This is a genomic window from Syntrophales bacterium, from assembly GCA_035363115.1.
GTDB lineage: Bacteria > Desulfobacterota > Syntrophia > Syntrophales > PHBD01 > PHBD01.
On record DAOSEM010000008.1, the window covers coordinates 90,578 to 114,453 of the forward strand.

The 23,876-nt window shown below is 62.1% G+C and carries 23 protein-coding genes; 8 read left to right on the forward strand and 15 right to left on the reverse strand.

Annotated elements, in window-relative coordinates:
- Positions 1-16: 16 nt before the first annotated feature.
- The 4 genes from PLO63_14375 to radC all read left to right on the forward strand — a co-directional run bounded on the left by PLO63_14375 (position 17) and on the right by radC (position 3,398).
- Positions 17-841: a metal ABC transporter permease gene (locus PLO63_14375; protein ID HOI75327.1), complete on the forward strand. Its 825-nt coding sequence runs from the start codon at positions 17-19 to the stop codon at positions 839-841.
- A 1-nt stretch (position 842) separates the two neighbouring features.
- Positions 843-1,838, forward strand: coding sequence for a hypothetical protein (locus PLO63_14380; GenBank protein HOI75328.1), 996 nt, complete (start codon positions 843-845; stop codon positions 1,836-1,838).
- Positions 1,839-1,968: 130 nt separating this feature from the next.
- Entirely contained in the window at positions 1,969-2,562 is a 594-nt protein-coding gene (locus PLO63_14385) for a superoxide dismutase (protein HOI75329.1), read from the forward strand.
- 143 nt (positions 2,563-2,705) lie between these two features.
- Complete coding sequence (radC, locus tag PLO63_14390; GenBank protein ID HOI75330.1) at positions 2,706-3,398, forward strand: DNA repair protein RadC; 693 nt, start codon at positions 2,706-2,708, stop codon at positions 3,396-3,398.
- On the opposite strand, the gene PLO63_14395 is transcribed toward radC, so the two are convergent.
- From PLO63_14395 to PLO63_14450, 12 genes are all read right to left on the reverse strand, one after another.
- On the reverse strand, positions 3,395-4,210 hold the full coding sequence (locus tag PLO63_14395) for a site-2 protease family protein (GenBank protein HOI75331.1): 816 nt from the start codon (positions 4,208-4,210) through the stop codon (positions 3,395-3,397). The genes radC and PLO63_14395 overlap by 4 nt on opposite strands.
- Before the next feature lie 105 nt (positions 4,211-4,315).
- Positions 4,316-4,597 carry an HU family DNA-binding protein gene (locus PLO63_14400; protein ID HOI75332.1) on the reverse strand — a complete coding sequence of 94 codons (282 nt, stop codon included), beginning with the start codon at positions 4,595-4,597 and terminating at the stop codon, positions 4,316-4,318.
- Positions 4,598-4,757: 160 nt separating this feature from the next.
- Positions 4,758-5,645, reverse strand: a complete 888-nt coding sequence (locus PLO63_14405; protein HOI75333.1) for a pseudouridine synthase — start codon at positions 5,643-5,645, stop codon at positions 4,758-4,760.
- Between the two features lie 5 nt (positions 5,646-5,650).
- The gene (scpB, locus tag PLO63_14410) at positions 5,651-6,169 is read right to left on the reverse strand and encodes an SMC-Scp complex subunit ScpB (GenBank protein ID HOI75334.1); all 519 of its coding nucleotides are present in this window, start codon (positions 6,167-6,169) and stop codon (positions 5,651-5,653) included.
- Positions 6,159-6,905, reverse strand: a complete 747-nt coding sequence (locus PLO63_14415; protein ID HOI75335.1) for a segregation/condensation protein A — start codon at positions 6,903-6,905, stop codon at positions 6,159-6,161. The genes scpB and PLO63_14415 overlap by 11 nt, the downstream gene beginning before the upstream one ends.
- A gap of 19 nt (positions 6,906-6,924) precedes the next feature.
- Positions 6,925-7,920: a tryptophan--tRNA ligase gene (gene trpS, locus PLO63_14420; protein HOI75336.1), complete on the reverse strand. Its 996-nt coding sequence runs from the start codon at positions 7,918-7,920 to the stop codon at positions 6,925-6,927.
- A gap of 209 nt (positions 7,921-8,129) precedes the next feature.
- A complete protein-coding gene (locus tag PLO63_14425) occupies positions 8,130-8,402 on the reverse strand; it encodes an HU family DNA-binding protein (protein HOI75337.1) in 273 nt (90 codons plus the stop codon).
- A 586-nt stretch (positions 8,403-8,988) separates the two neighbouring features.
- Positions 8,989-10,434: a glutamate--tRNA ligase gene (gene gltX, locus PLO63_14430; GenBank protein HOI75338.1), complete on the reverse strand. Its 1,446-nt coding sequence runs from the start codon at positions 10,432-10,434 to the stop codon at positions 8,989-8,991.
- Complete coding sequence (ispF, locus tag PLO63_14435; protein HOI75339.1) at positions 10,431-10,913, reverse strand: 2-C-methyl-D-erythritol 2,4-cyclodiphosphate synthase; 483 nt, start codon at positions 10,911-10,913, stop codon at positions 10,431-10,433. Before ispF ends, gltX begins: the two co-directional genes overlap by 4 nt.
- Positions 10,910-11,659 carry a 2-C-methyl-D-erythritol 4-phosphate cytidylyltransferase gene (gene ispD / locus PLO63_14440; protein ID HOI75340.1) on the reverse strand — a complete coding sequence of 250 codons (750 nt, stop codon included), beginning with the start codon at positions 11,657-11,659 and terminating at the stop codon, positions 10,910-10,912. Before ispD ends, ispF begins: the two co-directional genes overlap by 4 nt.
- Before the next feature lie 99 nt (positions 11,660-11,758).
- On the reverse strand, positions 11,759-12,691 hold the full coding sequence (locus PLO63_14445; GenBank protein ID HOI75341.1) for a PIN domain-containing protein: 933 nt from the start codon (positions 12,689-12,691) through the stop codon (positions 11,759-11,761).
- 375 nt (positions 12,692-13,066) lie between these two features.
- Positions 13,067-13,552 (reverse strand): CarD family transcriptional regulator, encoded by a 486-nt coding sequence (locus PLO63_14450; GenBank protein HOI75342.1) that lies wholly within the window; start codon positions 13,550-13,552, stop codon positions 13,067-13,069.
- A 263-nt stretch (positions 13,553-13,815) separates the two neighbouring features.
- On the opposite strand from PLO63_14450, the gene PLO63_14455 reads away from it, so the two are divergent.
- From PLO63_14455 to PLO63_14470, 4 genes are all read left to right on the forward strand, one after another.
- Positions 13,816-15,123, forward strand: coding sequence for a TolC family protein (locus PLO63_14455; protein HOI75343.1), 1,308 nt, complete (start codon positions 13,816-13,818; stop codon positions 15,121-15,123).
- An 88-nt stretch (positions 15,124-15,211) separates the two neighbouring features.
- Complete coding sequence (locus PLO63_14460) at positions 15,212-16,303, forward strand: efflux RND transporter periplasmic adaptor subunit (protein HOI75344.1); 1,092 nt, start codon at positions 15,212-15,214, stop codon at positions 16,301-16,303.
- The gene (locus PLO63_14465) at positions 16,290-19,448 is read left to right on the forward strand and encodes an efflux RND transporter permease subunit (protein ID HOI75345.1); all 3,159 of its coding nucleotides are present in this window, start codon (positions 16,290-16,292) and stop codon (positions 19,446-19,448) included. The genes PLO63_14460 and PLO63_14465 overlap by 14 nt, the downstream gene beginning before the upstream one ends.
- Positions 19,445-19,735, forward strand: coding sequence for a hypothetical protein (locus PLO63_14470; protein ID HOI75346.1), 291 nt, complete (start codon positions 19,445-19,447; stop codon positions 19,733-19,735). Before PLO63_14465 ends, PLO63_14470 begins: the two co-directional genes overlap by 4 nt.
- Before the next feature lie 63 nt (positions 19,736-19,798).
- Here the strand turns inward: PLO63_14470 and PLO63_14475 are convergent, their stop codons facing one another.
- From PLO63_14475 to uvrA, 3 genes are all read right to left on the reverse strand, one after another.
- On the reverse strand, positions 19,799-19,996 hold the full coding sequence (locus tag PLO63_14475) for a hypothetical protein (protein ID HOI75347.1): 198 nt from the start codon (positions 19,994-19,996) through the stop codon (positions 19,799-19,801).
- A 718-nt stretch (positions 19,997-20,714) separates the two neighbouring features.
- On the reverse strand, positions 20,715-20,843 hold the full coding sequence (locus PLO63_14480) for a hypothetical protein (GenBank protein HOI75348.1): 129 nt from the start codon (positions 20,841-20,843) through the stop codon (positions 20,715-20,717).
- Positions 20,844-21,054: 211 nt separating this feature from the next.
- Positions 21,055-23,874 carry an excinuclease ABC subunit UvrA gene (gene uvrA / locus PLO63_14485; GenBank protein ID HOI75349.1) on the reverse strand — a complete coding sequence of 940 codons (2,820 nt, stop codon included), beginning with the start codon at positions 23,872-23,874 and terminating at the stop codon, positions 21,055-21,057.
- Between the last annotated feature and the right edge of the window lie 2 nt (positions 23,875-23,876).

Consider the following 23,876-nt stretch of genomic DNA (forward strand, 5'->3'; position numbering starts at 1 on the left):
GAAAACCGTGAGCTGGATGGAATGGCTGTCTTTCGGATTCGTGCAGCGGGCGCTCCTCGCCGGTTCGTTCATTGCGGTCCTGTGCGCGGTCCTGGGGGTCTTTCTGGTTTTGCGCCGCCTGTCGCTGATCGGAGACGGGCTGGCTCATGCCACCTTCGGCAGTGCGGCCCTGGCCCTCTGGCTCCAGTGGAACCCGCTTTATGTCTCCATTCCCGTCGTCATGGCCGCCGCGCTGGGGATCCTGAAACTGGCGGAAAAGACGAAGATGTACGGGGATGCCGCCATCGGCATCGTCTCCGCCGTTGGAATTGCCGGAGGCGTACTCATCGCCGGCCTGGCGGGGGGATTTAACGTGGACCTGTTCAGTTTTCTCTTCGGGAGCATCCTGACCATCGGTCCCCTGGATGTCGCCGTTTCCGTCGTTCTCTCCGTTGCCGTCGTGGCGGCGGTTTCCCTGTTCTACCAGGAACTGCTTTCGGTGACATTCGACGAGGACTCGGCGCGGGCCTCGGGCATCCGGGTGGAATGGATCAACCGGGTCTTCGGCCTGCTGACGGCGGTGGCGGTGGTCCTGTCGATGAAGGTCGTGGGTGTTCTTCTGATCTCGGCCCTTCTGATCCTGCCGGCCGTGACGGCGCTCCAGGTAACCCGGAGCTTCCGGGCCACCATGGCGGCGGCGGCGGCGATTGCCGTTCTTTCGGTACTGGCGGGGATCCTGGTTTCCTTTGCCCTGGATCTGCCCTCGGGGGCCACGATCGTTTTCGTCAACATTCTCTTTCTGGCGGCGGGTCTGGCTCTTCGCCGGCGCGAGGGAGGGGCCGGGGAGAAGACGTCCCCCTGACATGCGGAGGTGCGCCATTCCTAGTCTTCGATCGCTCCTGGCAAACCGGAACGTCATTTTCGCTCTCGCGGTCGGTTTCGGGCTGGCCGTCCCGGGGCCGTCGGAGTGGATCCGGCCGCTGATCCTTCCGGCCCTGGCCGTCGTGCTCACCGTGTCTTTGCTGGGCATCTCCAACGACCTGTTTCGCCGGCCCGGGAAACTGATCGCGCCCTCCCTGGCGGGCATATTCCTGAATTACCTCGTTCTCGGCAACGTCATCGTCCTTCTGGCCGCCTGGCTGGTCCAGGAGGACCTGCTGTGGAAGGGGTTCGTCCTCATGGCGGCCGTCCCGCCGGCGGTGGCGATCATTCCCTTTGCGTCCAGCCTCCGGGGGGACCTGTTCCTCTCGCTGGTCGGGACCGTCGGGGGGTACCTGGGCGGGCTTGTCCTGATGCCGCTGATGCTCGGCGCACTGCTGGGAGGAAGCCTTGCGGATCCCTCTGTCCTGGTTCAGCATGTCCTGGTTCTCATCGTTTTCCCCCTGGCGGTCTCGCGCCTGATCCTCATCAAAGGATGGCACCTCCGGATCCGTCCCGTCCGGGGCCCACTGACCGACTGGGGATTCTTCCTGGTCATTTACGCCATCACGGGCCTAAACCGGGACATCCTCTTCCGGAACCCGGAGGTGTTGATTCCGATTGCGGCGATTCTCTTCACGACCACCTTCGTGCTCGGATTCCTCGCAGATCGGGTTGCCAGGCTCTTTCACGTGAAGGAAGAGACACGGATCAGCCTCGTGCTCCTGGGGACACTCAAGAACTACGGCCTGACCGGCGGACTGGCCCTGTCGCTCTTCGGCCGCGAGGCGGCCCTTCCGGCTGCCATGGGCAGCCTGTTCCTGATCCTGTATTACATGTGGCTCGGGAGGAAGCGACGCGGCGTGGCGCCGCAGGAAGCATTCACAGAGGCGGAACATCGAGGCCGGGAAGAGGGTCAGCGGGCCATGCAGGAGACGTGATGCACAGGGGAGCGGCGCTCCCTCCCATTTCTTGCGGGAAACCGAATTCGCTGCTATACAGAAATCCACGCACCGCTTCCGGCCCGGAAGCGGCCCATCGGATTCACCATCACGAAAGGAGGTATTCCCCATGGCACTCGTACTGCCGGATCTGCCCTATGCAAAAGACGCCCTCGCGCCGGTCATCAGCGCGAATACCCTCGAATTCCATTACGGAAAGCACCATCGGGCCTACGTGGACAACGGCAACAAGCTCCTGGCTGGAACGGAGCTGGAGAATCTGGCCCCGGAGGAGATCATCCGCAAGATCGCCGGAGACGCCGCCAAGGCGGGCATCTTCAACAACGTCGCTCAGGCCTGGAACCATTCCTTCTACTGGAAGTGCATGAAGCCCGGCGGGGGCGGGAAGCCGTCGGGAGCCGTCGCTGACAGGATCATGGCGGCCTGGGGAAGCTATGAGAAGTTTGTCGAGGAGCTGAAGAACGCCGGGGCGACCCAGTTCGGCAGCGGCTGGGCATGGCTGGTCCTGGACGGCGGGGCCTTGAAGATCACGAAGACGGCCAATGCCGACACACCCGTCGCACACGGCCAGAAGCCCCTCCTGACGATCGACGTCTGGGAGCACGCCTACTACCTGGACTACCAGAACCGGCGTCCCGACTACCTGGCGGCCTTCATCGAGAAGCTCGTGAACTGGGATTTCGTGAACGAAAACCTGAAGTGAGAACCGGAAGGGACGGGCATCCCCTCTGCAGTCATTCCGTCAGCAGGGGGGATGCCGTTCCGCAACCATGATGCCGGCTTCCATCCACGAAGCGGAACGGAGTGGAGGCCCAGCCGGAAAACGGCCTTGCGTTTTTGGTATTCATGCCCCTCTCCTCTGACGAACCCCATTACAAAGAGCATCGCCGGCGCCTGAAGAAACGGTATGCCGAGGCGGGCCTCGATGCGTTCCATGAATACGAAGCGCTGGAACTGCTCCTTTTTTATGGAATTCCCCAGGGGGACGTAAAGCCTCTCGCCAAGGAGCTGCTGGCCGAGTTCGGCTGTTTCCGGGCGATCCTGGACGCCGATCCGGCGGACCTGGTGGCCCGGAAAGGCATCGGCCCCCACACGGCGATCCTCCTGAAGCTTGTCAAGGACCTGGCCTCCCTGTACCTTCGCCAGAAGGCCGTCGAAAAGCCCCAGATCACCTGCACGTCGGAACTCCTGGACTACTGCCGGGCCAGCATGGGGGGGTTGAAGGACGAGCGCTTCTCCGTCGTCTACCTGGACGCCCGGAACCGGATCATCGACATCGAGACGATCCAGGAGGGCATCGTCAACCAGGCCGTCGTTTACCCCCGGAAAGTCCTCGAGAATGCACTCAAGCGAAAGGCGTCGGCGCTGATTCTGGTCCATAACCACCCGTCGGGCTATGTCCAGCCCTCGGACGCGGACGTCCGGCTGACCAGGACGCTCCAGGAGACGGCCAGGGCCCTGGACATCCTCATCCACGACCACCTGATTGTGGGGGAGAATCGGTTCTTCAGCTTTCGGGAAGAAGGAATGATGGCTTAGAAATCACGAAATGGAATGGGAATAAACGTTGCCGCGAACAATCCCAGGGTGATCCAGCCGATGGCGCGGCGCCGCCGGTCCAGGGGGATCCAGTCGAACAGGACCGGCGGATGATGGATCCCAAGGACGACGAGAATCGCCCCCCAGACAAGCCAGCCCATCCACCCAGTGAAACCCAGGATCAGGAGAAACGCCACGACGGCGGCGGACAGGTGCTTCTGCCTCCGCTCCAGGACGGCATAGGCCACGTGCCCCCCATCGAGCTGCCCCACCGGGAGCAGGTTCAGGCACGTTACCAGCAAGCCGATCCAGCCGGAAAAGGCCACGGGGTGGAGGATCAGGTTCAGATCGTCCGGCGTCGAGCCGTGAACCAGCCAGGTCAGCAGGCTGAAGAGGAGGGAGCTTCCCAGGGCGATGCCCTGGCCCTCCGGGGCGGCGGAGGTCGCTTCGGAGAGATACAGGCCGACCAGGAGAATCGGCACGGAGACGATCAGCCCCGTCAGGGGGCCGGCGGCACCGACATCCAGGAGGACCCTCCTGTCCGGAATGGGCGTCTTCATCTTGATAAAGGCTCCGAAGGTGCCGATGATGGACGGCGCGGGGATGAAATAGGGCAGCGTCACGTCGATGCCGTGGCGCCGTGCCATGGCGTAATGGCCGAACTCGTGGGCACCGAGGATGAACAGCAGGGTCAGGGAAAACGGAAGGCCCCGCCACAGGGAAAGGGGGTCCTCCAGCGGATTCACGCCCTGCTGCAGGGCGCCCGCCAGGAGCGTCGTGGCGAAGGTGACGACGAAAAGCAGAATGTGCACAAGCGAAACGTGTCGCATACCGGAATAGAAAAGGGGATCGATGAACGACCCCCTCCCGTTGATACGAGTATTCGTGGATTGCTGGAAATCCTTGAAAATTTGATATTATTCCTGCTCGTCCACCCGTTCCTTCAGCTCTTTTCCCACCTTGAAGAAGGGCAATCTCTTCGGCGACACCTGGATGCTTCGGCCGGTCTTGGGATTTCGTCCGGTATAGGCCTCGTACTTCCTCACGACGAAACTGCCGAACCCGCGGATCTCGATGCGGCCGCTTTTCTTCAGCTCATCGGTAAAACCTTTAAAAATCAGGTTGATGACGTCGGTTGCCTTTTTCTCCGTCAGATTTTCCCTCTTGCTCAGTGCCTCAATAAGACCGGACTTATTCATAAAACCTCCTTCTGATGAGTGCTCAAGCCTTGCAGATTGTGGGATGAATTGAATAACTTGGGGATATGTTTTATTTTTTTGGCGACTATTATTGATTTTTCCCGGAATGTCAAGCGAATTTTGTGTCGCCGCCACACCCGCTTTCCTCGTTTTTCCGCATTCAATCGGTCCCGCCGGTCCGTCGAATCCGCGAGCGTCCGCCCGCGGTACGTCCCGCCCCTTCTCTCCGGTGTCCGGTCCCTCCCCGCAGGCCGGGGGAGGTCCGCGGGCGGGGGGCTTTCTTCACCGGCCCGGCCGGCCCGGGGGGGCTCTCCGCCCCGGCGGGCTTTCCGGCATAGGAGAGCAACTGACGGATCTCGTTCGTCTTCAGGGGTCTGGAGGTTCCCGCCTCCAGGTTTCCCAACTGGACTCCTCCGACGGCGATGCGGATCAGTCGCTGGACGGGGTAGCCCAGCTCCTCCATGGCCCTGCGGATGACGCGGTTTCTGCCCTCCGTGGCGACGATCTGGATCCAGGTGCTCTTGGGATTCTTCCCCTCCATGGCCACCGCTTCGGGGACAAACCGCCCGTCGGGAAGATCGATGCCCGCTTCCAGTTTCCTTATGGCCTTCGGTGACAGGGAGCCCCGCACCTTGACCCGGTATGTCTTCGGGACACGGTAACGGGGGTGGGCCACCCGCAGGGCGAACTGACCGTCATTGGTCATGAGCAGGAGACCTTCAGAGTCGTAATCCAGCCGCCCCACGGGAAACAGGCGCTCGAAGCGCTCTTCCAGCAGGTGCCGCACGACCGGTCGTCCCTCGGGATCCCTGAGGCTGGTCACGGTTCCCGCCGGCTTGTGGAGCATCAGGTAGACCAGGGTCTCCTCCGGCAGGATCCTCCGGCCGTCCACTCGGATGTCGTCCTTCACGGCATCCGCCCGGGATCCCGGTTCACGGCGAACCTCGCCGTTGACGGTGACGCGTCCCTCAAGGACAATCTCTTCCGCCTTCCGGCGCGAGGCGATGCCGGAACGGGCAAGAATCTTCTGGATGCGTTCTTCGGCCATGGGGTCTACTCGGCCAGCTCGCCGAATTCCCGGAGGGTCGGCAGCTCGGAGAGATCCTGGAGGTCGAAGATCTCCAGGAATCTGCGGGTGGTCCCGTACAGGATGGGTTTTCCCGGCACGTCTTTCCTTCCGACGATCCGGACCAGCTTCTTCTCCACCAGGCCCTTGAGGGTTCCACCGGCATCGACTCCGCGAACCCGGTCGATGTCGGCCTTGACGATGGGCTGCCGGTAGGCGACCACTGCCAGGGTCTCCAGGGCCGCCGGCGACAGGGAGGCGGGGCCGCGCCCCTTCATCTTCCGGATCCAGGTTCCGTATTCCGGAAGGGTCCGGAACTGGATCCCCCCCGCGACTTCCTCCAGGGTGAACCCGCCGCGCCGCTCCTGGTATTCCTGCATCAGCTCGAGGACCGCTGCCTGGACGGCCTCTCTCGGCATGTCGAGAACCTCCCGCAGCCGCTCCAGGGTGACCGGAGTCTCGGCGGCGAACAGGAGGGCCTCGATCAGGGCCTTGTCATGCTCCATCGGCTTCCTCCTCCACGGCCGGGAAAATCCGGATCGGCCCGAACGGACCGGTCTGGTAGGCCTTGATCATCCGCAGTTTCATCAGCTCCAGGATCGCCAGGAAGGTATAGACGATCCGCCGGCGGTCCCGGGCTCCCTCCAGGAGCTCCAGGAAGCTGATCTGCCCCGCCTCGCGGAGCTTCTCGAGAATCTCGTTGATCCGGTCGGTGACGGACAGCTTCTCGGAGTTGATCTGCATCAACTCCTCCCGTTCCAGGGAGGAGACGATTCGCCGGAAGGCGTCCACCAGCTCGACGATCCCGACCTCCGCGAGCTCTTCCTCCTCCACGCCCACCGGCGGCAGGTCGGGATAGGCCCCCCGCTTGAAGACGTCCCGCTCCAGCCATGGCCGGCCGTCCAGGTGGATCGCCGCCTCTTTGAAGGCCTGGTATTCCAGCAGTTGCCGCACCAGGTCCTGTCTCGGATCTTCCCCCGCCTCTTCGTCGCCGGTTCCCCCCTCCGGGGTTTCGTCCGGCAGAAGCATCCTGGACTTGATCAAAAGGAGCGTGGATGCCAGCACGAGATACTCCCCCGCCAGGTCCAGGTTCAGCGATTTCATCCATTCCAGGGTTTCCAGGTATTGCTGGGTGATCAGGGCAACGGGGATGTTGTAGATGTCGATCTCGTTCTTCTTGATGAGATACAGAAGAAGATCCAGAGGTCCCTGGAAGATGTCCAGCCGGACTTCGTAACTCATGTTGCCCGCGGGTCCATGTTCAGAGGCCGATCCGGATTGCGTCCCGAACTTCCTCCATGGTGGCGGAGGCGACGCGGAGGGCCCGGCCGTTGCCGTCCTCGATGATCTCACGCACCTGTTCGGGATGGCTGCGGTAATGCTCCTGCCGTTCGTGGACGGGGGCCATCCGCTGGGCGATCCGCTCCGCCAGGCGGTCTTTGCACTGGATGCAGCCGATCGCGGCGGCACGGCAGTCGGCGGCGACGACCTCCACCTCCTCCTCCGGCGTGTAGAGCTGGTGAAATGTGAAGACATTGCAGAGTTCCGGGCGCCCCGGGTCCTTCTTCCTCTGTCGCTGCGGATCGGTGAACATGGCCATGACCTTCTTCTTCAACGAGTCCCCCCGGTCGGACAGATAGATGGAGTTTTCGTAGGATTTGCTCATCTTTCGGCCGTCGATGCCGAGCAGCTTCGGGATCTCCGTGAGCAGGGGCTCCGGGACCGGGAAAATTTCGCGGTAGAGGAAATTAAAGCGCCGGGCGATCTCCCGCGTCAGCTCCACGTGGGGAAGCTGGTCGACGCCGACCGGTACGCCGTAGGCCTTGTACAGGATGATGTCCGCCGCCTGCAGGACCGGATAGCCCAGGAAACCGAACGTGGAAAGGTCTTTCTGGGCCAGTTCCGCCTTCATTTCCTTGTAGGTCGGATTTCGCTCGAGCCAGGCCAGCGGCGTGATCATGGAGAGAAGCACGAACAGTTCGGCGTGGAGCAGGATGGACGACTGGATGAACAGGGTGCTCCGCTGTGGATCGAGGCCGGCGCTCAGCCAGTCGATCACCATGTCCAGGGAATTGGCGCGGATTTCCTCCGTGCTGGCGTACTCACTGGTCAGGGCGTGCCAGTCGGCCACAAAATAGAAGCACTCGTAGTCTCCGTGTTCCTGGAGACGAACCCAGTTATCCAGGGCCCCGTGCAGATTTCCCAGGTGGAGTTTCCCCGTGGGGCGCATACCGCTCAGGATCCGTTTCTTTGTCACGTCAAAACCTCTGCAATTTTTAAATGGTTGCCGCCCTATAGCAGATATGCCGCGGGACTGTCAATGCGACGGCGGGAGTTCGATCCATGTCCCTCGTCCCGCGGGTCCGCCCGGAGTGCCGGAGGCTGCCGCGGGGGAATGAAAAATGAAAATCCCCGGAAGACGATTCTCCCGGGGATTCCATTCTGTGATCCTCGAACGGTGGAGCGTTATTTCACCTTGTCTCCCAGACCCTTGCCGGCCTTGAACTTCACGACCTTCTTCGCGGGAATCTTGATGGCTTTGCCGGTCTGCGGATTCCGTCCCTCGCGGGCCTTCCGCTTGATCACGGAAAACGTGCCGAAGCCGACGAGACCCAGCTTGCCGCTCTTCTTGAGTTCCTTTGCCACGGCGCCCATGAACGCATCCAGCGCCTTGCCCGCTGCCGCCTTCGTGATTCCTGCCTCACCTGCAATCGCCCCAATCAGTTCTGCTTTCGTCATACTTGTACATCCCCCTTTCTTGGTTTTTTAAGGCTGCCTTCGCGGCAGCGTCATCCCAACGAAAATGCGTTTCCCCCGGTCCGAAGCGGGCCGGAACCCCGCAGCCTCTGGCTTTGACAAGCCGGGATCAGAAAACAAAAACGTTATCAATGATCTTCATCCTGATGGATTGGGAAAGCCACCACCCATCAAGGATGGCACCGGATACCATAGAAAATCTCAAGAATCAAGAGAAATTATTGAGCCGGCATCGGGAAAATCGCATGGGGCGGGTGATAGGGGGGGTACCGGTCCGCAAATCCCTTCGATCAGGGGAACAGGGGGAGGGGGGGTACGCTGTTGTCCGTTCCTGCTACCCTGTGTCGGAGCGAATGTCTCCAGGGCTTGCCCATGGCGGAAGGGAGAAGGCATGGCTGTTGACGTTCTGTCTTGCAGGAATGGGGCGAGATTTGTGATATGGTAACGATAACAGGGGGATGTGAAATAGGTATGGATCTGCGATCTATCGTGAGAGGATGCGGAAGGGGCTCTCGGTATCATGCCGTTCCCGCGGGCGGGAACAAGCCATACCGTCGGGTATGGACCATCAGGATGCCAGAAGGCGATCCACCCGCCGGAGGGCGGCCTCCCGGCCCAGCCGGCCAAGAATCTTCTCCAGTTCCGGCCCCTTGAGAAGGCCCGTCAGGGCCGCCCGGACGGGAAGCAGGAGCTTTCGGCCCTTCTGTCCCGTCCGCTCCTGGATACGGTGAATGAGCGGCCCGTACCAGGGATCTTCGCCCGCGACTTCCCGAAGGCCCTCCCGGAGGGCGATAAGGACCTCCCGGCCTTCCGGCGTCGAGAGGAGTGATCCGGCCTCGGCCGAGAGGGGCGGGTCTTCGTCCAGAAAGACCGGAAGATAGGGGAGGGCGTCGTCGAGGGTGGCCAGGTTGTCCCTGAGAATCTCAAGAATGTCCGCCAGCGTCTTTCGGTCCGGCATGTTCTCTGGACGATAGCCCGCTTTCTCCAGCAGGGGCCGGAACTGATCCTCCAGCCGCTCCGCCCGGCACTCCCGCAGGTACTGGCTGTTGAGCCAGCGCAGTTTCGCTTCGTCGAATACGGCTCCCCCCTTTCCGGCCCTTGTCAGGTCGAAGGAAGAGATCAGCGCTTCGCGGCTCATGACCTCGCCGCCACTCCCGATGGAGCGGCCCAGCAGAGCCAGGTAATTGAAGAAGGCTTCCGGGAGATAGCCTCGTTCCCGGAACTGACGGACCGACGTGGAGCCGTGCCGCTTGCTTAGCTTGGCCCGGTCCTCTCCCAGGACGAGGCCGTGGTGGGCGAAAATCGGCGGCGGATACCCCAGGGCCTCATACAGGCAGAGCTGTGAGGCCGTGTTCGAAAGATGGTCCTCTCCACGGATGACATGGGAAATCCGCATGGCGTGATCGTCGATCACGACGGCGAACTGGTAGGCCGGGAGCCCGTTGGACCGGACAATGATGAAGTCCCCGAGATCGCCGGCGTGGAAGCGCATTGTGCCCCGGATCAGGTCCTCGAAGACGATCTCTCCGGTGGGGACACGGAACCGGTAGGTCGGATGCCTCCCGGCGTCCTCCAGCCGCCGGCGCTCCGCGTCGCTCAGGTCCCGGCATCGGCCGCCGTAGCGGGGTGGTCGGCCGCGTGCCAGCCGGGATGCCCGTTCGGCTTCCAGCTCCTCGTCGGTGCAATAGCAGGGGTAGACCCGTCCCTCCCGAAGGAGACCGTCCAGGACGGAGCGGTAGAGGGGCAGGCGCTCGCTCTGCCGGTAGGGCCCGAAGGGGCCTCCCACGCCGGGTCCCTCATCCCAGGAGAGGGAGAGCCATTCCAGGTCCTCCAGCAGGTTCCGTTCGAATTCCGCGGTGGAACGCACGGCGTCGGTGTCTTCCAGTCGTAGAACAAGGGTTCCCTGGTGTCGACGGGCAAAGAGCCAGTTGAAAAGGGCGGTCCGGGCGCCTCCGACGTGCAGGTCTCCCGTCGGAGAAGGGGCGAAACGGACGCGGGGACTTCCGGAGTTCATGGTCTTTCTCCCCCTGAGACCGTAACGACCGCCATGACGGCGATTCCCTCGCTCCTGCCGATGAATCCCATCCCCTCGTTCGTCTTGGCTTTCAGATTGACGCTTCCGGCCGGAATCTCGAGTGTCCGGGCGATGTTGGCCGCCATCTGCGGTAGAAACGGGGCCAGCTTTGGACGCTCCAGGATGACCGTGGCGTCCACGTGGTGGACGCGGTACCCCGTATCACGGGCTTTTTCGGCGACGGCATCGAGAAGACGGAGGCTGGCGATGTCCCGGTAGGCCGGATCCGTGTCGGGGAAGAGCCTTCCGATATCTCCACCCCCGATCGCCCCGAGGAGTGCGTCGCAGATGGCATGAAGCAGGGCATCCGCGTCGGAATGCCCCAGGAGCCCCTTCTCGAAGGGAATCTCGACCCCGCCCAGGACGAGGCGCCTTCCCTCGACCAGGCGGTGGCTGTCGTATCCGCAGCCGACCTTCATGACCTTCCGCTCCTCCTCCGGACAGGCGCCGGGATGTGCTCCGCCAGGGCCAGGTCTTCCCGGGTCGTGATCTTGATGTTCCGGGAATCGCCGGGAATGATGACGACGGGGTAGCCGGCTCGCTCCACCAGGGAGGCGTCGTCTGTACCATAGTAGTTCTCGTCGCAGGCTCTCCGGTAAGCCTCCTTCAGCATGGCCACAGGAAATGCCTGGGGCGTCTGGATGAGCCAGAGCTCCTGTCGGTCCAGGGTTTCCAGCACGATCCCGTCCGGGTCTGCCCGCTTTACCGTGTCGCTGGCGAGAACGCCTGCGACGGCGGCTCTTCCCCGGCGGGCTTCCTCGACGACCCGGCGGATGAGCCCGAATGACGGGAACGGTCGGACGCCGTCATGAACAACGACGACCCGGCAGTCATCCCCGACGGAGCCGAGGCCGTTGCGGACCGAATCCTGCCGCTCCCTGCCTCCCGGTATCACTGCCGTAACCTTTTTGAAATCGAAGGCATCCACGATATTGCGGCGGACCCGGGGCACGTCCGTTTCGGGGACCACCAGGATGATTTCATCGATGAGCCGGGAATCCTCAAAGGCCTGGAGCGTATGGGCGAGGATGGGCCGCCCCCGGAGGCGGATATATTGCTTGGCCTGCCCGGCAGCCATCCGGCGCCCGGCACCCCCGGCGGGGATGATGGCGATGGTTTTCTGCGGCGGTGCGATCCCGCCTTTCAGGTGTCTTCCGGGAGCCACGGACCTCCCTTCCAGGTGCTGCTGCGGGCCGCATCCCGGGGCATCCGGGGGCCCGGCTTCACGACGAAGAAAAGCCCGGGGAAGTTCCCCGGGCCGGTTCTACGTCCGGTTGGATGACGGATAGGGTTTCTTGTCCGGAGCCGGGGCCTTCAACTCCGAGAAGATCATGCGTCCCGCGGTTGTCTGCAGAACACTCGTGACCACCGCGTCCACCGTGGATCCGATGTGCCTCTGGCCGTTGTCCACGATGATCATGGTCCCGTCGTCGAGGTATCCGACGCCCTGGCCCTGTTCCTTGCCTTCCTTGATCACCTTGACGGTCATCATCTCGCCGGGCAGGACCACCGGCTTGAGGGCATTGGCCAGTTCGTTGACGTTCAGGATCTTGATGCCCTGGAGCTCGGCCACCTTGTTCAGGTTGAAGTCGTTGGTGATGATCTTGCCGTCCGACTTTTTCGCCAGGGCGACCAGCTTGGCGTCAACGCTCTTGATCTTGGGAAAATCCTGGTCCACCACGTCGATGGTGATGCCGCCGGTACGCTGCATCCGGTTGAGGATATCCAGCCCCCGGCGTCCCCGGGAGCGCTTCAGCGAGTCGGATGAATCGGCGATGTACTGCAGCTCGTCGAGAACAAAGCGCGGTACGACCAGCCGTCCTTCCAGGAAACCCGTTTCGGCGATGTCGGCGATCCGGCCGTCGATGATGACGCTCGTGTCCAGGATCCGGTAGTCAGCAGGCTCCTTCGCAGCACCACCTGCCATGAAGGAAAATTCTTCGACCTTCTTGGAGCCAAGGACAAGGCCCAGATATCCCAACGTTCCGGTCAGAATCACATAGACCCAGGGGAGTATCTGCTGATTTTCCTGGATTTTCCCCACGAAATTCAGTCCATAGGCGAGGATGACCGCGATCAGCAAACCAATGACCATACCGATCACGCCGCCCATGATGACCTTCAGGGATACTTTCCGGATGTCCTGTTCGATCTTGATTACAAAGAGGGCCGTGAATAATCCTGCTATGACTCCCAAGAATGATTGCCATAATCCGTCGAATGACAGATAAGCAATGAAATATCCGCTTACAGAACACGCCAGTATCAAAAACAGCCTTGTGATCAATGCGTTCACCTCCTTTCCGGCTGGTTTTTACACCCCGGAACACTCCTCCTCCCCGGGAATGATCGTGAGGATAAGGAGGAACCGGTTTTGCACCGGCCTCAGGGCATCGGTGCGGTTTCCCCGCTGTAAACGGGGGTATGATCGTCTTCAGGATAACGGCCGGGACGGAGGCCGGAAGGTCAGACCAGACCCCGGTCCGCTGTGCGGAAATGGCAGTGACGCCTGAATGCAAAGCAGTCTCAGGCAGCCTTGTGGATGGTCTGCTCATCTCGATGCGGTTCATGGCTACTGAAGGGTAAAGTACCGTTGAAGATCCTGTTCCACTTTCGTTTCTTCCGCTTTGGTGGCCACCGAGATCTCCTTGACCAGGAGATTCTTCGCAGTGTCCATCATCTTCCGCTCGCCGAAGGAGAGATTCTTGTCCGTTTTGAGAATGAGGAGGTCCCGCAGTACGCGGGCGATCTCGAAGACGGAGCCGGTCTTGATCTTTTCGAGGTATTCCCTGTACCGCTTGTTCCACGTCTGCTTGTCGATGGAGACGTCCTTGTTGCGAAGGATGGCGTAGATCTTCGGAATGTCCGCCGCCGGGACCACTTCCCGGAGACCGACAGACTTGGCGCTGTGGAGCGGAATCATGATCTTCATGCCATTTCCCATGATTTTCATGACGTAGAAGAGCTGCCTGCTACCCATGACCTCACGATTTTCAATGGCTTCGATCACTCCGACCCCCTGGGCCGGGTACACGGCGATGTCTCCAACCTTGAACATGCTGCTTTACCTGTCACCTTCTTTTTGGAACGTTTACTTTATCAATTCAATGCCCAAAAGTCAATAAAAAGACTACAAGATAGGCCGTCTCGGGCCTGTCCGGGACCCCGTGGAGCCGGGACTTTGCGTGATTTCCGCTTGACAAGGAATGTGCCCTTGTATGAGGGTCTCTAATTCATTTTGAATCCTCGGGGGCCGCCATGCATGCGGCTCCGGCGGGCATCGGGGCGGGACGCTCCGGGGTGATCTTCCAGGGGGCAGCGATGAAGAAAAGAGCCTGTCTTGTCTGTATGTTGCTGGCCGTCCTACTCCTTCCAGCCGGTTCCTTCCCGGTTTTCGCCGACGATTACAGCCTCGACGAGGCCTTCCGCACAGCCCTTCGCAACTCTGAGAAGATCCGGTTGTCCGAGGAAAATGTCGTCATTGCCGAAACGACGCGGCAGAAGGCCTGGGCGGTCCTGATCCCAAAACTCACGGCCTACGGCGGACAGACCTGGTATTCGGGAAGGAAGACCACCTCCTCCGGGGCGCTGGCGCAACCGGACGAGGCAAATACCTGGGGTGTCCGGGCGGACCAGGCCTTTTCCCTGAGCGGCCGGGAGTTCATGGCCCTGAGCATCTCCGGGGACAACATCGACAAGAGCCGGAAAGATCTGGACGCCGCGCGGGACGAAATGCTGCTCCAGACGGCCTATGCCTATTTCGACGTCCTGAAGGCCGGGAAAACGCTGGAAATCGCCGATGCCAATCTGGAGAGACTGGCGAAATACCGCCACCTGGCGGAGAGGCGGCTCCGTCTGGGAGAGGTGACCAAGACGGCGCTGCTCCGGGCGGAGGGAGAATTGTCGGGCGCCCGGGCCGACCGGATCCGGGCGGAAAGCGGCCTGAACCTGACGAAGGCCGTCCTGGCCAGAGTCCTGGGAGTCAAGGGGCCCGTCGGAGTGAAGGAAAGCACCGGTGAAGCAGGGGATATCCCGCCGGTGGACGAACTGCTCCGGAAGGCTCTCGACGGGCGGCCCGAGCTCCGGGCGCTGGAGATCCAGAAAGCCGCGGCGGACAAGCAGGTCTGGTATGCCCGGGGAGGCTACTGGCCGTCGGTGGCCGTAAGCGGCGTCTACCAGAAAAACTACCAGGACCCTGCAACGGCCTCCTTCCTCAACGAAAACGCCTATGCCACCGTTTCGCTCACCTTCCCGTTTTTCGAAGGGGGACTGCGGGTGGCGGAGGTCAAGGAGGCAATGGCCAGGAGCCGTCAGGCGGACCTGGCCATCGAGGATTTCAAGAAGACTCTCGGGGTCGAGGTGGAAGGTGCCCGGCTGGACTTGGTGACCCAGCAGGGAGTCCTCAAGTTCCAGCAGGATCAGGCGGCCTTCGCACGGGACAACTTCCAGGCGGTCTCGCGGCAATTCGAATTCGGTCTGGCCTCCAGCCTCGACGTCATCGACGCGAATACGCTGCTCGTGACGGCGGAGCAGAAGCTGGCCGAGGCGTCCATCAATTACCAGGTTTCCTGGCTCCGCATGAAACGGGTCACCGGGGAGCTTCTCCCGTCGGTGCTCGCGAAGCAATGAGGGAATGATGATCCGATTCCAGAGACCAACCGGCGTATCGAGGCGGGATGAGATGAACGGGATGAAGACATGCGGACCCGGAATGCGAATGCCCTTCTGTTTGCACGGTGGCCGGCCGGGCGTGATCCTGCTGGCGGTCCTGGTGCTGGCAGCGTTTTCCGTGGCGGGCTGCCAGAAGAAGGAGACGAAAACGGTCGAAAAAGTCATCAATGTCCGAACCGCGACCGTGGAGAAAAAGTCTCTCCGTCCCTTCGTGGAAGCGGTGGGGAACCTGAAGCCGTTTCAGGAGGTGGTCATCAGCCCCGAAGTGGACGGCATCGTCCGGAAGCTGTTCGTGGAGGAGGGGTCCTCCGTGGCGAAGGGTATGGTCCTGGCGGAGATCAACGAAACCGATTATCGCCTGGACCTGGAGCGGGCGGAGGCGGCCCTGAAGCAGGCGGAAGCCACGCTGGCGAACGTGAAGGTCGAATACACCCGGAAGGAGGCCCTCTACAAAGAACAGCTCGTCACGCAGCAGCAGTTCGACGACGTCACCACCCGGGTCACCCTTGCGACGGGTGATGTCGATCGGGCCCAGGCAGCCCTGTCCCTGGCCCGGCAGCGCTACAGCCGCAGCCGGGTGAGGGCCCCCATGGCCGGTGCGGTCCGGGAGAAGCGGGTGACCGCCGGAGACTTCGTCCGCACCGGGACGCCCATGCTGTGGATCGTCCAGTCCAACCCGATCAAGCTGTCCTTTTCAGTCCCGGAAAAGGACGTCAGCAGCCTCAAGCTCGGCCAGGAGGTGGATTTCCGTGTTGATTCCTTCCCCGGCAAGACCTTCACGGGCCGGCTGATGAGCATCTACCCGAGCCTCGACGAGAAGACCCGGACCCTCCAGGCGGAGGCCCAGATCCCGAATCCCCAAGGGCTTCTCAAACCGGGGTTCTTCGCCCGGGTAACGATTTACACGGGACCGCCCAGGGACATCGTCATCATCCCGATCACGGCCATTCTCTATGAAAACACCCTGAAGAAGGTCTTCCTCGTGGAGGGCGACCGGGCCCGGGAAGTGAAGATCCAGATCGGTGCGAAGTACGGCGAGTCCATGGCGGTTCTGGAAGGTCTCCAGGGGGGCGAGCATCTGGTCACCGTGGGTCAGAACACCCTGGCGGACGGAGTGAAGGTGAATGTGGCTCGCTAATACATCCATCAAGCGTCCCGTCTTCGCCACCATGTTCATCATGGCCCTGGTGCTCCTGGGGCTGGTCTCCTATGTTGAAATCGGCGTGGACCTGTTTCCGAAGGTCGAATTTCCCATCGTCAGCGTGACGACCGTCCTCAAGGGCGCGAGTCCCGAGGTCATGGATGTCGACGTGACGGACAAGATCGAGGAGTCGGTCAACACCATCGAGGGCGTCAAGACCATCACGTCCGCGAGCCGCGAGGGCGTGTCCAGCGTAACCATCGAGTTTGTCCTGGAGCGCGACATCGACCTGGCCGTTCAGGACGTTCGCGAGAAGGTCTCGATGATCCGCTCCAAGCTGCCCTCGGATATCGACGAACCGATCATCCGGAAGGTGGATCCCGACGCGAACCCCGTCCTGTGGGTCAACCTCTCCGGGCAGAAGAGCATCCGCGAGCTCTCCACCTACCTGGACGAGGTCCTGAAAGACCAGATCCAGCGCATCCCCGGCGTAGGTGCCCTGCGGATCGGGGGGCTCCAGTTGCGAGAGGTGCGGATCTGGCTGGATGCCGACAAGCTCCGGGCTTACCAGGTGGCCCCCGGCGACGTGGCCGCCGCCCTGAAGCGCGAGAACATGGAGCTTCCCGGCGGGCGGATCGAGACCGCAACCAAGGAATACGCCGTCAAGATCAAGGGAGAATTCCCGCGGATCGCCGATTTCGGCGACCTGATCGTCGCCTACTCCAAGGGGGCGCCTGTCCGGATCCGGGACATCGGCCGGGTGGAGGATGGCCAGCAGGAGAAGCGGTCCATCGTCCGGTTCAACGGGGTCCCCGCCGTCGGCATGGGAATCCAGAAGCAGTCGGGAACCAACACGGTGGAGGTCATCGACCGGATCAAGAAGGAAGTCGCCGTCATCAACAAGAACCTGCCGCCGGGACTTCAGCTCAACTACGCCTTCGACCAGTCCACCTTCATCAAGCGTTCCATCAACGAAGTCCAGGGGCACCTGATTCTCGGCGGGATTCTCGCGATTCTCGCAGTTTTCCTGTTTCTCCGGAACGTCCGGACGACCCTGATCAGCGCCGTGGCCCTCCCGGTCTCGGTCATCGCCACATTCGCCCTGCTCAGGGCCTTCGACTTCACCTTCAACAACATGACGATGCTTGCCCTGACGCTCTCCGTGGGTCTTCTGATCGACGATGCCATCATCGTCATCGAGAACATCTACCGCCATGTGGAGGAGGGCATGCCGCCCCGGGAGGCAGCCGCTTTCGCCACGTCGGAGATCGGCCTGGCCGTCATGGCGACGACCCTGGCCATCATCGTCATCTTCCTGCCGGTGGCCTTCATGAAGGGCATCATCGGCCGGTTTTTCCTCCAGTTCGCCCTGACCGTCGTCTTCTCCGTCTCGGTCTCCCTCATCGTCTCCTTCACGATGACCCCCATGCTGGCGTCACTATACCTGAAGCAGCTTCATCGGTCCCGGGACCGGCAGGAGCAGCCGGCGTCGGGGCGGTTCGCTGGATGGAAAACGAAACTGGCATGGTTTCGGAGGGCCGGGGACATCCTGGAAACCGGCTACAAGAAGACGGAAACGTGGTATCGATCGCTTCTGGAGATGGCGATCAACCACCGGGGACTGGTGCTGCTGCTGGCCCTCGGCCTGTTCGTCTTCAGCCTGTTCATCACCCGCTTCATCGGAAAGGAATTCGTCCCTCCCGAGGATCAGGGCCAGTTCCTGGTGCGATTGGAAGCTCCCTTCGACTACTCGGTCGACCGTGCGGATGAAATGTTCCGGAATGCCGAGGACATGGTCCGCAAGCTGCCGGAGGTCCGGTCCCTCTTCTACATTCAGGGTATGGGCGCGGGAGGCGTCGGGGAGGTGAACAAGGCCGTCGCCTTCGTGACCCTGTATCCCAAGGCCGATCGAAAGAGGAGCCAGGAAGAGATCAAGGCGGAGATCCGCCGGAACATGCGGACAATCCCGGGCCTCAAGGGCACCGCCGAGGACGTGTCCCTCATCGGCGGCGGCATCCGCAACGTGCCGATCCTGTACGCCATCCGCGGGACCAGCCTTGCGGACCTGCAGACCTATACCCGTCAGATCACGTCCGAGTTCTCCAAGCTGCCGGGCATCGTGGACGTGGATACGTCCATCGAGGCGGGGAAGCCTGAGGTGAAGGTCTTCATCGACCGGGACAAGGCGGCGGACCTGGGCGTATCCGTGAGCTCCATCGCCGAGGCCGTCAACATCCTGGTCAGCGGCGAGGTGGACATCACGAAATACAAGGACGAGGAGAGGGGACGGCGTTTCGATGTCCGTGTCCGCCTCAACTCGGAGGACCGGTCGAATCCCTCCGATCTGGGAAACATCTATGTACGGGGACGGGACGGCCGGCTCGTGGAACTGGCCAGCGTGGCCAGCTTCCAGGAGGGGGGAGGGCCCAGCACCATCCAGCGCGTCGACCGGCAGCGGGCGACCATTGTCTATGCCGGCCTCGAAAAAAAGCCCCTGGCCGAGGCCATGGTGGAGCTGAATGCCATTTCGAGCAAGGTCCTGCCGTCCGACTACTCCGCGAAATACAAGGGACCGGCGGAGACCATGGGGGAATCGTTCCGCTACCTGATCTTCGCGCTGATCCTCGGGATCATCATGGCCTACATGATCCTGGCGGCCCAGTTCGAGAGTTTCATCCACCCCTTCACGGTGCTCCTGTCCATGCCGCTGTCCTTCATCGGGGCCTTCGGCGCCCTCCTCCTGACGGGGAACACCATCAGCATCTATAGCCTGATCGGGATCATCCTCCTCATGGGACTGGTGAAAAAGAACGCCATTCTGCTGGTGGACTACACGAACACCCTGCGGGAGCGCGGCATGTCCAGGAGGGAGGCGATCCTCCAGGCCGGGCCCGTGCGGCTCCGGCCTATCCTCATGACCACCTTCGCCATGGTCTTCGGCATGATCCCGGTGGCCCTCGGGGTCGGGGAAGGCGCGGAAACCCGTGCACCCATGGGCATCACCGTCATCGGCGGGCTCCTGACGTCGCTTTTCCTGACGCTGGTGGTGGTTCCCGCCGCTTATGACCTGTTTGACGACTGGACCCGGAAAATCCGGGAGCGCCGGCAGATCCGTCCGGAAAAAGGGGAGGCTCCGTCATGAAGATGTTTTTGATCGTCTATTCACGGGAAGCCGATGAGTATGTCGTCGCTCGCTTCAAGAAGGCGGGCATCCGGGCTTATACGAAGATGGAGGCGGTACACGGCGAAGGGCCCGATTCGGAGCCCAAGCTGGGGACCCACGTCTGGCCCGGGGGGAACAATGTTCTGATCCTGGCCGTTCCGGACGAGCAGATCCACGTCGTTACCTGCATTGCCCATCAGCTGAAGGAGGAGCGTCCCAGGGCCGGCGTGCGGTGTTTCGTTCTTCCCCTGGAGGAGTGCATCTGAAAAGAAAACCCCCGACGCGGTGAATCGCGACGGGGGGGTCTCACCGGTACGGTTCCACAGGGATTACGGGACTTGATTGTTGACGATGCACCGGACGGCGTCCCGGTGCAGGTCGGATGCGAAATCCGCCTGGCCCCTCCGGGCCGTCATTTCGGCAACGGCTTTCACAAGCGCCTTTTTTCCCTTACCTTTACCTTCTTTTCCCTGGCCGGATGTTTTCCGGCGGGCCGACGATCCTTCGTTCCATTCCGTTTTTTTCATAGAGGGCCTCTCCTTGCGCTCGACGGGCTGTCGGCGCATAGCAACCCCCCTCCTGTTGCGATCCAGGAGAAGGAACCATCAGGCCGGGCCGCATCCTCACCGCCGCGGAGCGGCTGGAAGGCGTCCCGGGTCCGTTCCGGGAGACCGTTTCCTGCGGGGTGGGTCTCCCGTGGCCCGATAAATATGATCATCCGGGAAAGGCGATGGTTCGCTTCTTCCCGGCTGCAGACTGCAGGTGGACTTCACGTACAGGTTCGTCCGGATGGATGCAATCAGGTGGGGTCCGAAGATGGCATCGGATATGCGAAAACAAAAAAACAGGACAAAAAACCACCATTGGATCAGCCTTTGTCCGATCTCTGTTGGCCTTCCGTGCTGTCTTACGCTGAAATTCCTTCTATTCTGCCTTTTCTGTTTCCTTTTCCGCCGGATCACCGGCGGTACGGTCCGCAACGAGCGGGGTGTCGCCACCCCGCCCGCATGGAAAGAGAGGAAGGGAATTCGTGCATGTTCGTTCGATACGGCCTCTCTTTCCTGACCGCCGGGCGGATGCCCGGGTGCGTTCCGTTACGGAGTCCAGCGGATGGGTGTGGCCATCGGGTCCACCCAGTCCTTTGTGATCTCCTTCCAGCCTTTCACTTTCCTCTCTTTCGTCTTCTTCATGGCTCTTTCCTCCCGTCTCTCTTTCCAAGATGGTTTATTGTACCGGTCCCGGGTTTCAGGCCCATCCGCCCGTCGGACGACCCAGCCTTCCCTTGCCGGTGGTTTTTTCGACGTGCCCGGTCATCTTCCCGAGCAGGTCTTTCTGCGGGTTGAACTCGATCCGTTCGGGGAGAATCATTGTCATGGCTCGTTTCCTTTCCTCTTTTTTTTCGATGCCAGGATAAGCGAACGGCCTCAAGACAACAATCGGGAGGTATCCGATTTATCTTACGGAGCAGGGAGGGATGTCCGTGAGGATGACCGGTGCGGGATGCATCGGAGATGCCGTGTGAGAGGCGCGGGGAAAGTTCGAAGAGGCCGCATCGGCCTTTGTCCGATGGGCCGTCCCTTCCCGGTCAGCCGGCGGTTTTCAGGATGTCCTTGAGGAACTGACCCGTGAAGGAGTGGGCGACCCGGGCGACATCCTCGGGGCTTCCGGCGGCGATGATTTCCCCGCCGCCGGGCCCGCCTTCAGGACCGAGATCGATGATGTGGTCGGCGGACTTGACGACGTCCAGGTTGTGCTCGATCACGACGACCGTGTTTCCCATGTCCACGAGGCGCATCAGCACATCCAGAAGTTTCTGGATGTCGGCGAAATGAAGCCCGATGGTGGGTTCGTCGAGGATGTACAGGGTGTTGCTTTCCGGCCGCTTGCCCAGCTCGCGGGAGAGCTTGATCCGCTGTGCCTCGCCGCCGGACAGGGTGGTGGCCGACTGCCCCAGGCGGATGTAGCCCAGCCCCACGTCCATCAGGAGCTGGAGCTTCGAGCGGATGGCCGGGATGTTTGTGAAAAAGTCGATGGCCTGATTCACCGTCATGTCCAGCACGTCGGCGATGCTCTGATCCTTGTAGCGGATGTCCAGGGTGTCGGCATTGAACCGCCGTCCGCGGCAGGTCTCGCAGGTGACGTAGACGTCGGGGAGGAAGTGCATCTCGATCTTGATCAGCCCGTTTCCCTCGCAGGCCTCGCAGCGCCCTCCCCGGACGTTGAAGCTGAAACGGCCCGGCTTGTAACCCCGCACACGCGATTCCGGCAGCCCCGTGAAGAGATCCCGAATCGGGTTGAAGACACCGGTGTAGGTGGCGGGGTTGGACCGGGGGGTGCGTCCGATGGGCTGCTGGTTGATCAGGATGACCCGCTCGATCCCGCCCAGGTCCACGATGCGCCGCACCTTGACGGCCGAGCCCTGGTGCCGGTAAAGCCGCCGGGACAGGGTCTTGTGGAGGGTCTCGATGACCATGGTGCTTTTGCCGGAGCCGGAGACCCCGGTGACGGCGGTGAAGACGCCCACGGGAATGCGGACGTCGATGTTCTTCAGGTTGTTTTCCCAGGCCCCCTCCAAAACGATCCACCTCCCCCGGACAGGCCTCCGCTTCCGGGGAATGGGGATCGACAGCGCTCCGGAAAGATAGCGGCCCGTGAGGGAGTCCTCCGAACGGAGGATCTCCCCGGGTGTTCCCTGGAAGACGATGCTGCCTCCCTCGCGGCCGGCACCGGGCCCCATGTCGATGATCTGGTCCGACGACAGCATCATGTCGGCGTCGTGCTCCACCACCAGGACGGTGTTGCCCATGTCCCGCAGTCGCTTCAGGGTGGCGATGAGGCGGAGGTTGTCCCGCTGGTGCAGTCCCACCGTCGGCTCGTCGAGAACGTAGAGAACCCCCATCAGGCCCGACCCGATCTGGGTGGCCAGGCGGATCCTCTGGTTTTCCCCTCCGGACAGCGTTCCGGAGGAGCGGGCCAGGTTGAGGTAGTCCATGCCCACGTCCAGGAGAAACCGGAGCCGCTCCCGGATCTCCTTGAGGACCCGCTCGGAGATGACCGCATCCTGGTGAGAAAGCGGGAGAGTGCGGAAGAAGTCGAAGCAGTCCCGGATGGAGAGGCGGCACACCTGGTCGATGTTCATTCCCCCCACCCGGACGGCCAGGCTCTCCGGCTTCAGCCTCGTTCCGCCGCAGGTCGGGCAGTCGCGGAGGCTGATGTAGCGCGCCAGGTCCATCCGCACGTGGTTGGAGGCGGTTTCACGATACCGCCGGTCCAGCTGGTTCAGGATTCCCTCGAAGGGCTTGTTGTAGAAGAAGCGCTGTCCTCCCCGGTCCATCCAGAACCGGATCTTTTCCCGGCCCGATCCCCGGAGGATCGCCTCCCGCACCTTTACGGGCAACTCGACGAAGGGCGTGTTGATGTCGAAGCCGTAGTGCTGGGACAGGGCGTCCAGCGTCGTATGGAAAGAAAGGGAGTGTCGTCCTGCCCAGGGGGCGACGGCCCCCTCCCGGAGGGAAAGCTCCGGATCGGGAATCACCAGCTCCTCGTCGAAATACATCCGGGTTCCCAGGCCGGTGCAGTCGGGGCAGGCGCCGTAGGGGCTGTTGAAGGAGAACAGGCGCGGCTGGAGATCGGGGATGCCGATGTTGCATTCCGGGCAGGCGTACTTCTCGCTGAAGAGGATCTCCTCCTCTCCGGCGGGGGCGATCCGGACCAGGCCGTCGGACAGGCGGGAGGCGATTTCCAGCGAGTCCCGGAGCCGCTTTCGCACTCCCTCGCGGAGCACAAGACGGTCCACCACGACGTCGATGTCGTGGCGGCGGTTTTTGTCCAGGGGAATCGCATCCGTCAGATCATGCATCCCGCCGTCCACCCGGACACGGACGAAGCCGTCCTTCTGGAGCTTTCGGAACTCCTTCTGGAATTCCCCTTTCCGTCCCCGGACCAGGGGAGCCAGGACCGTGAGGCGGGTCCCCTCCGGCCGGTCCAAGACGGCTTCCATCATCCGGTCGATGGTCTGGGAGCGGATCTCCCGGCCGCAGGAGGGACAGTGGGGAGTGCCGATGCGGGAGAAGAGAAGGCGCAGGTAGTCGTAGATCTCCGTGACCGTGCCCACCGTGGAGCGCGGATTCTGGGTGGCGGCGCGCTGCTCGATGGCGATGGCCGGCGAGAGCCCCTCGATGGACTCCACGTCCGGCTTGTCCATCTGTCCGATGAACTGGCGGGCGTAGGCCGACAGGGACTCCACGTAGCGCCGCTGGCCCTCCGCGTAGATCGTGTCGAAGGCGAGGGAGGATTTCCCCGAGCCGCTCACCCCCGTGACGACGACCAGCCTGTCCCGGGGGATGTCCAGGCTGATGTGCCGGAGATTGTGCTGGGAAGCTCCCTTGATCCGAATGACCTGCATGG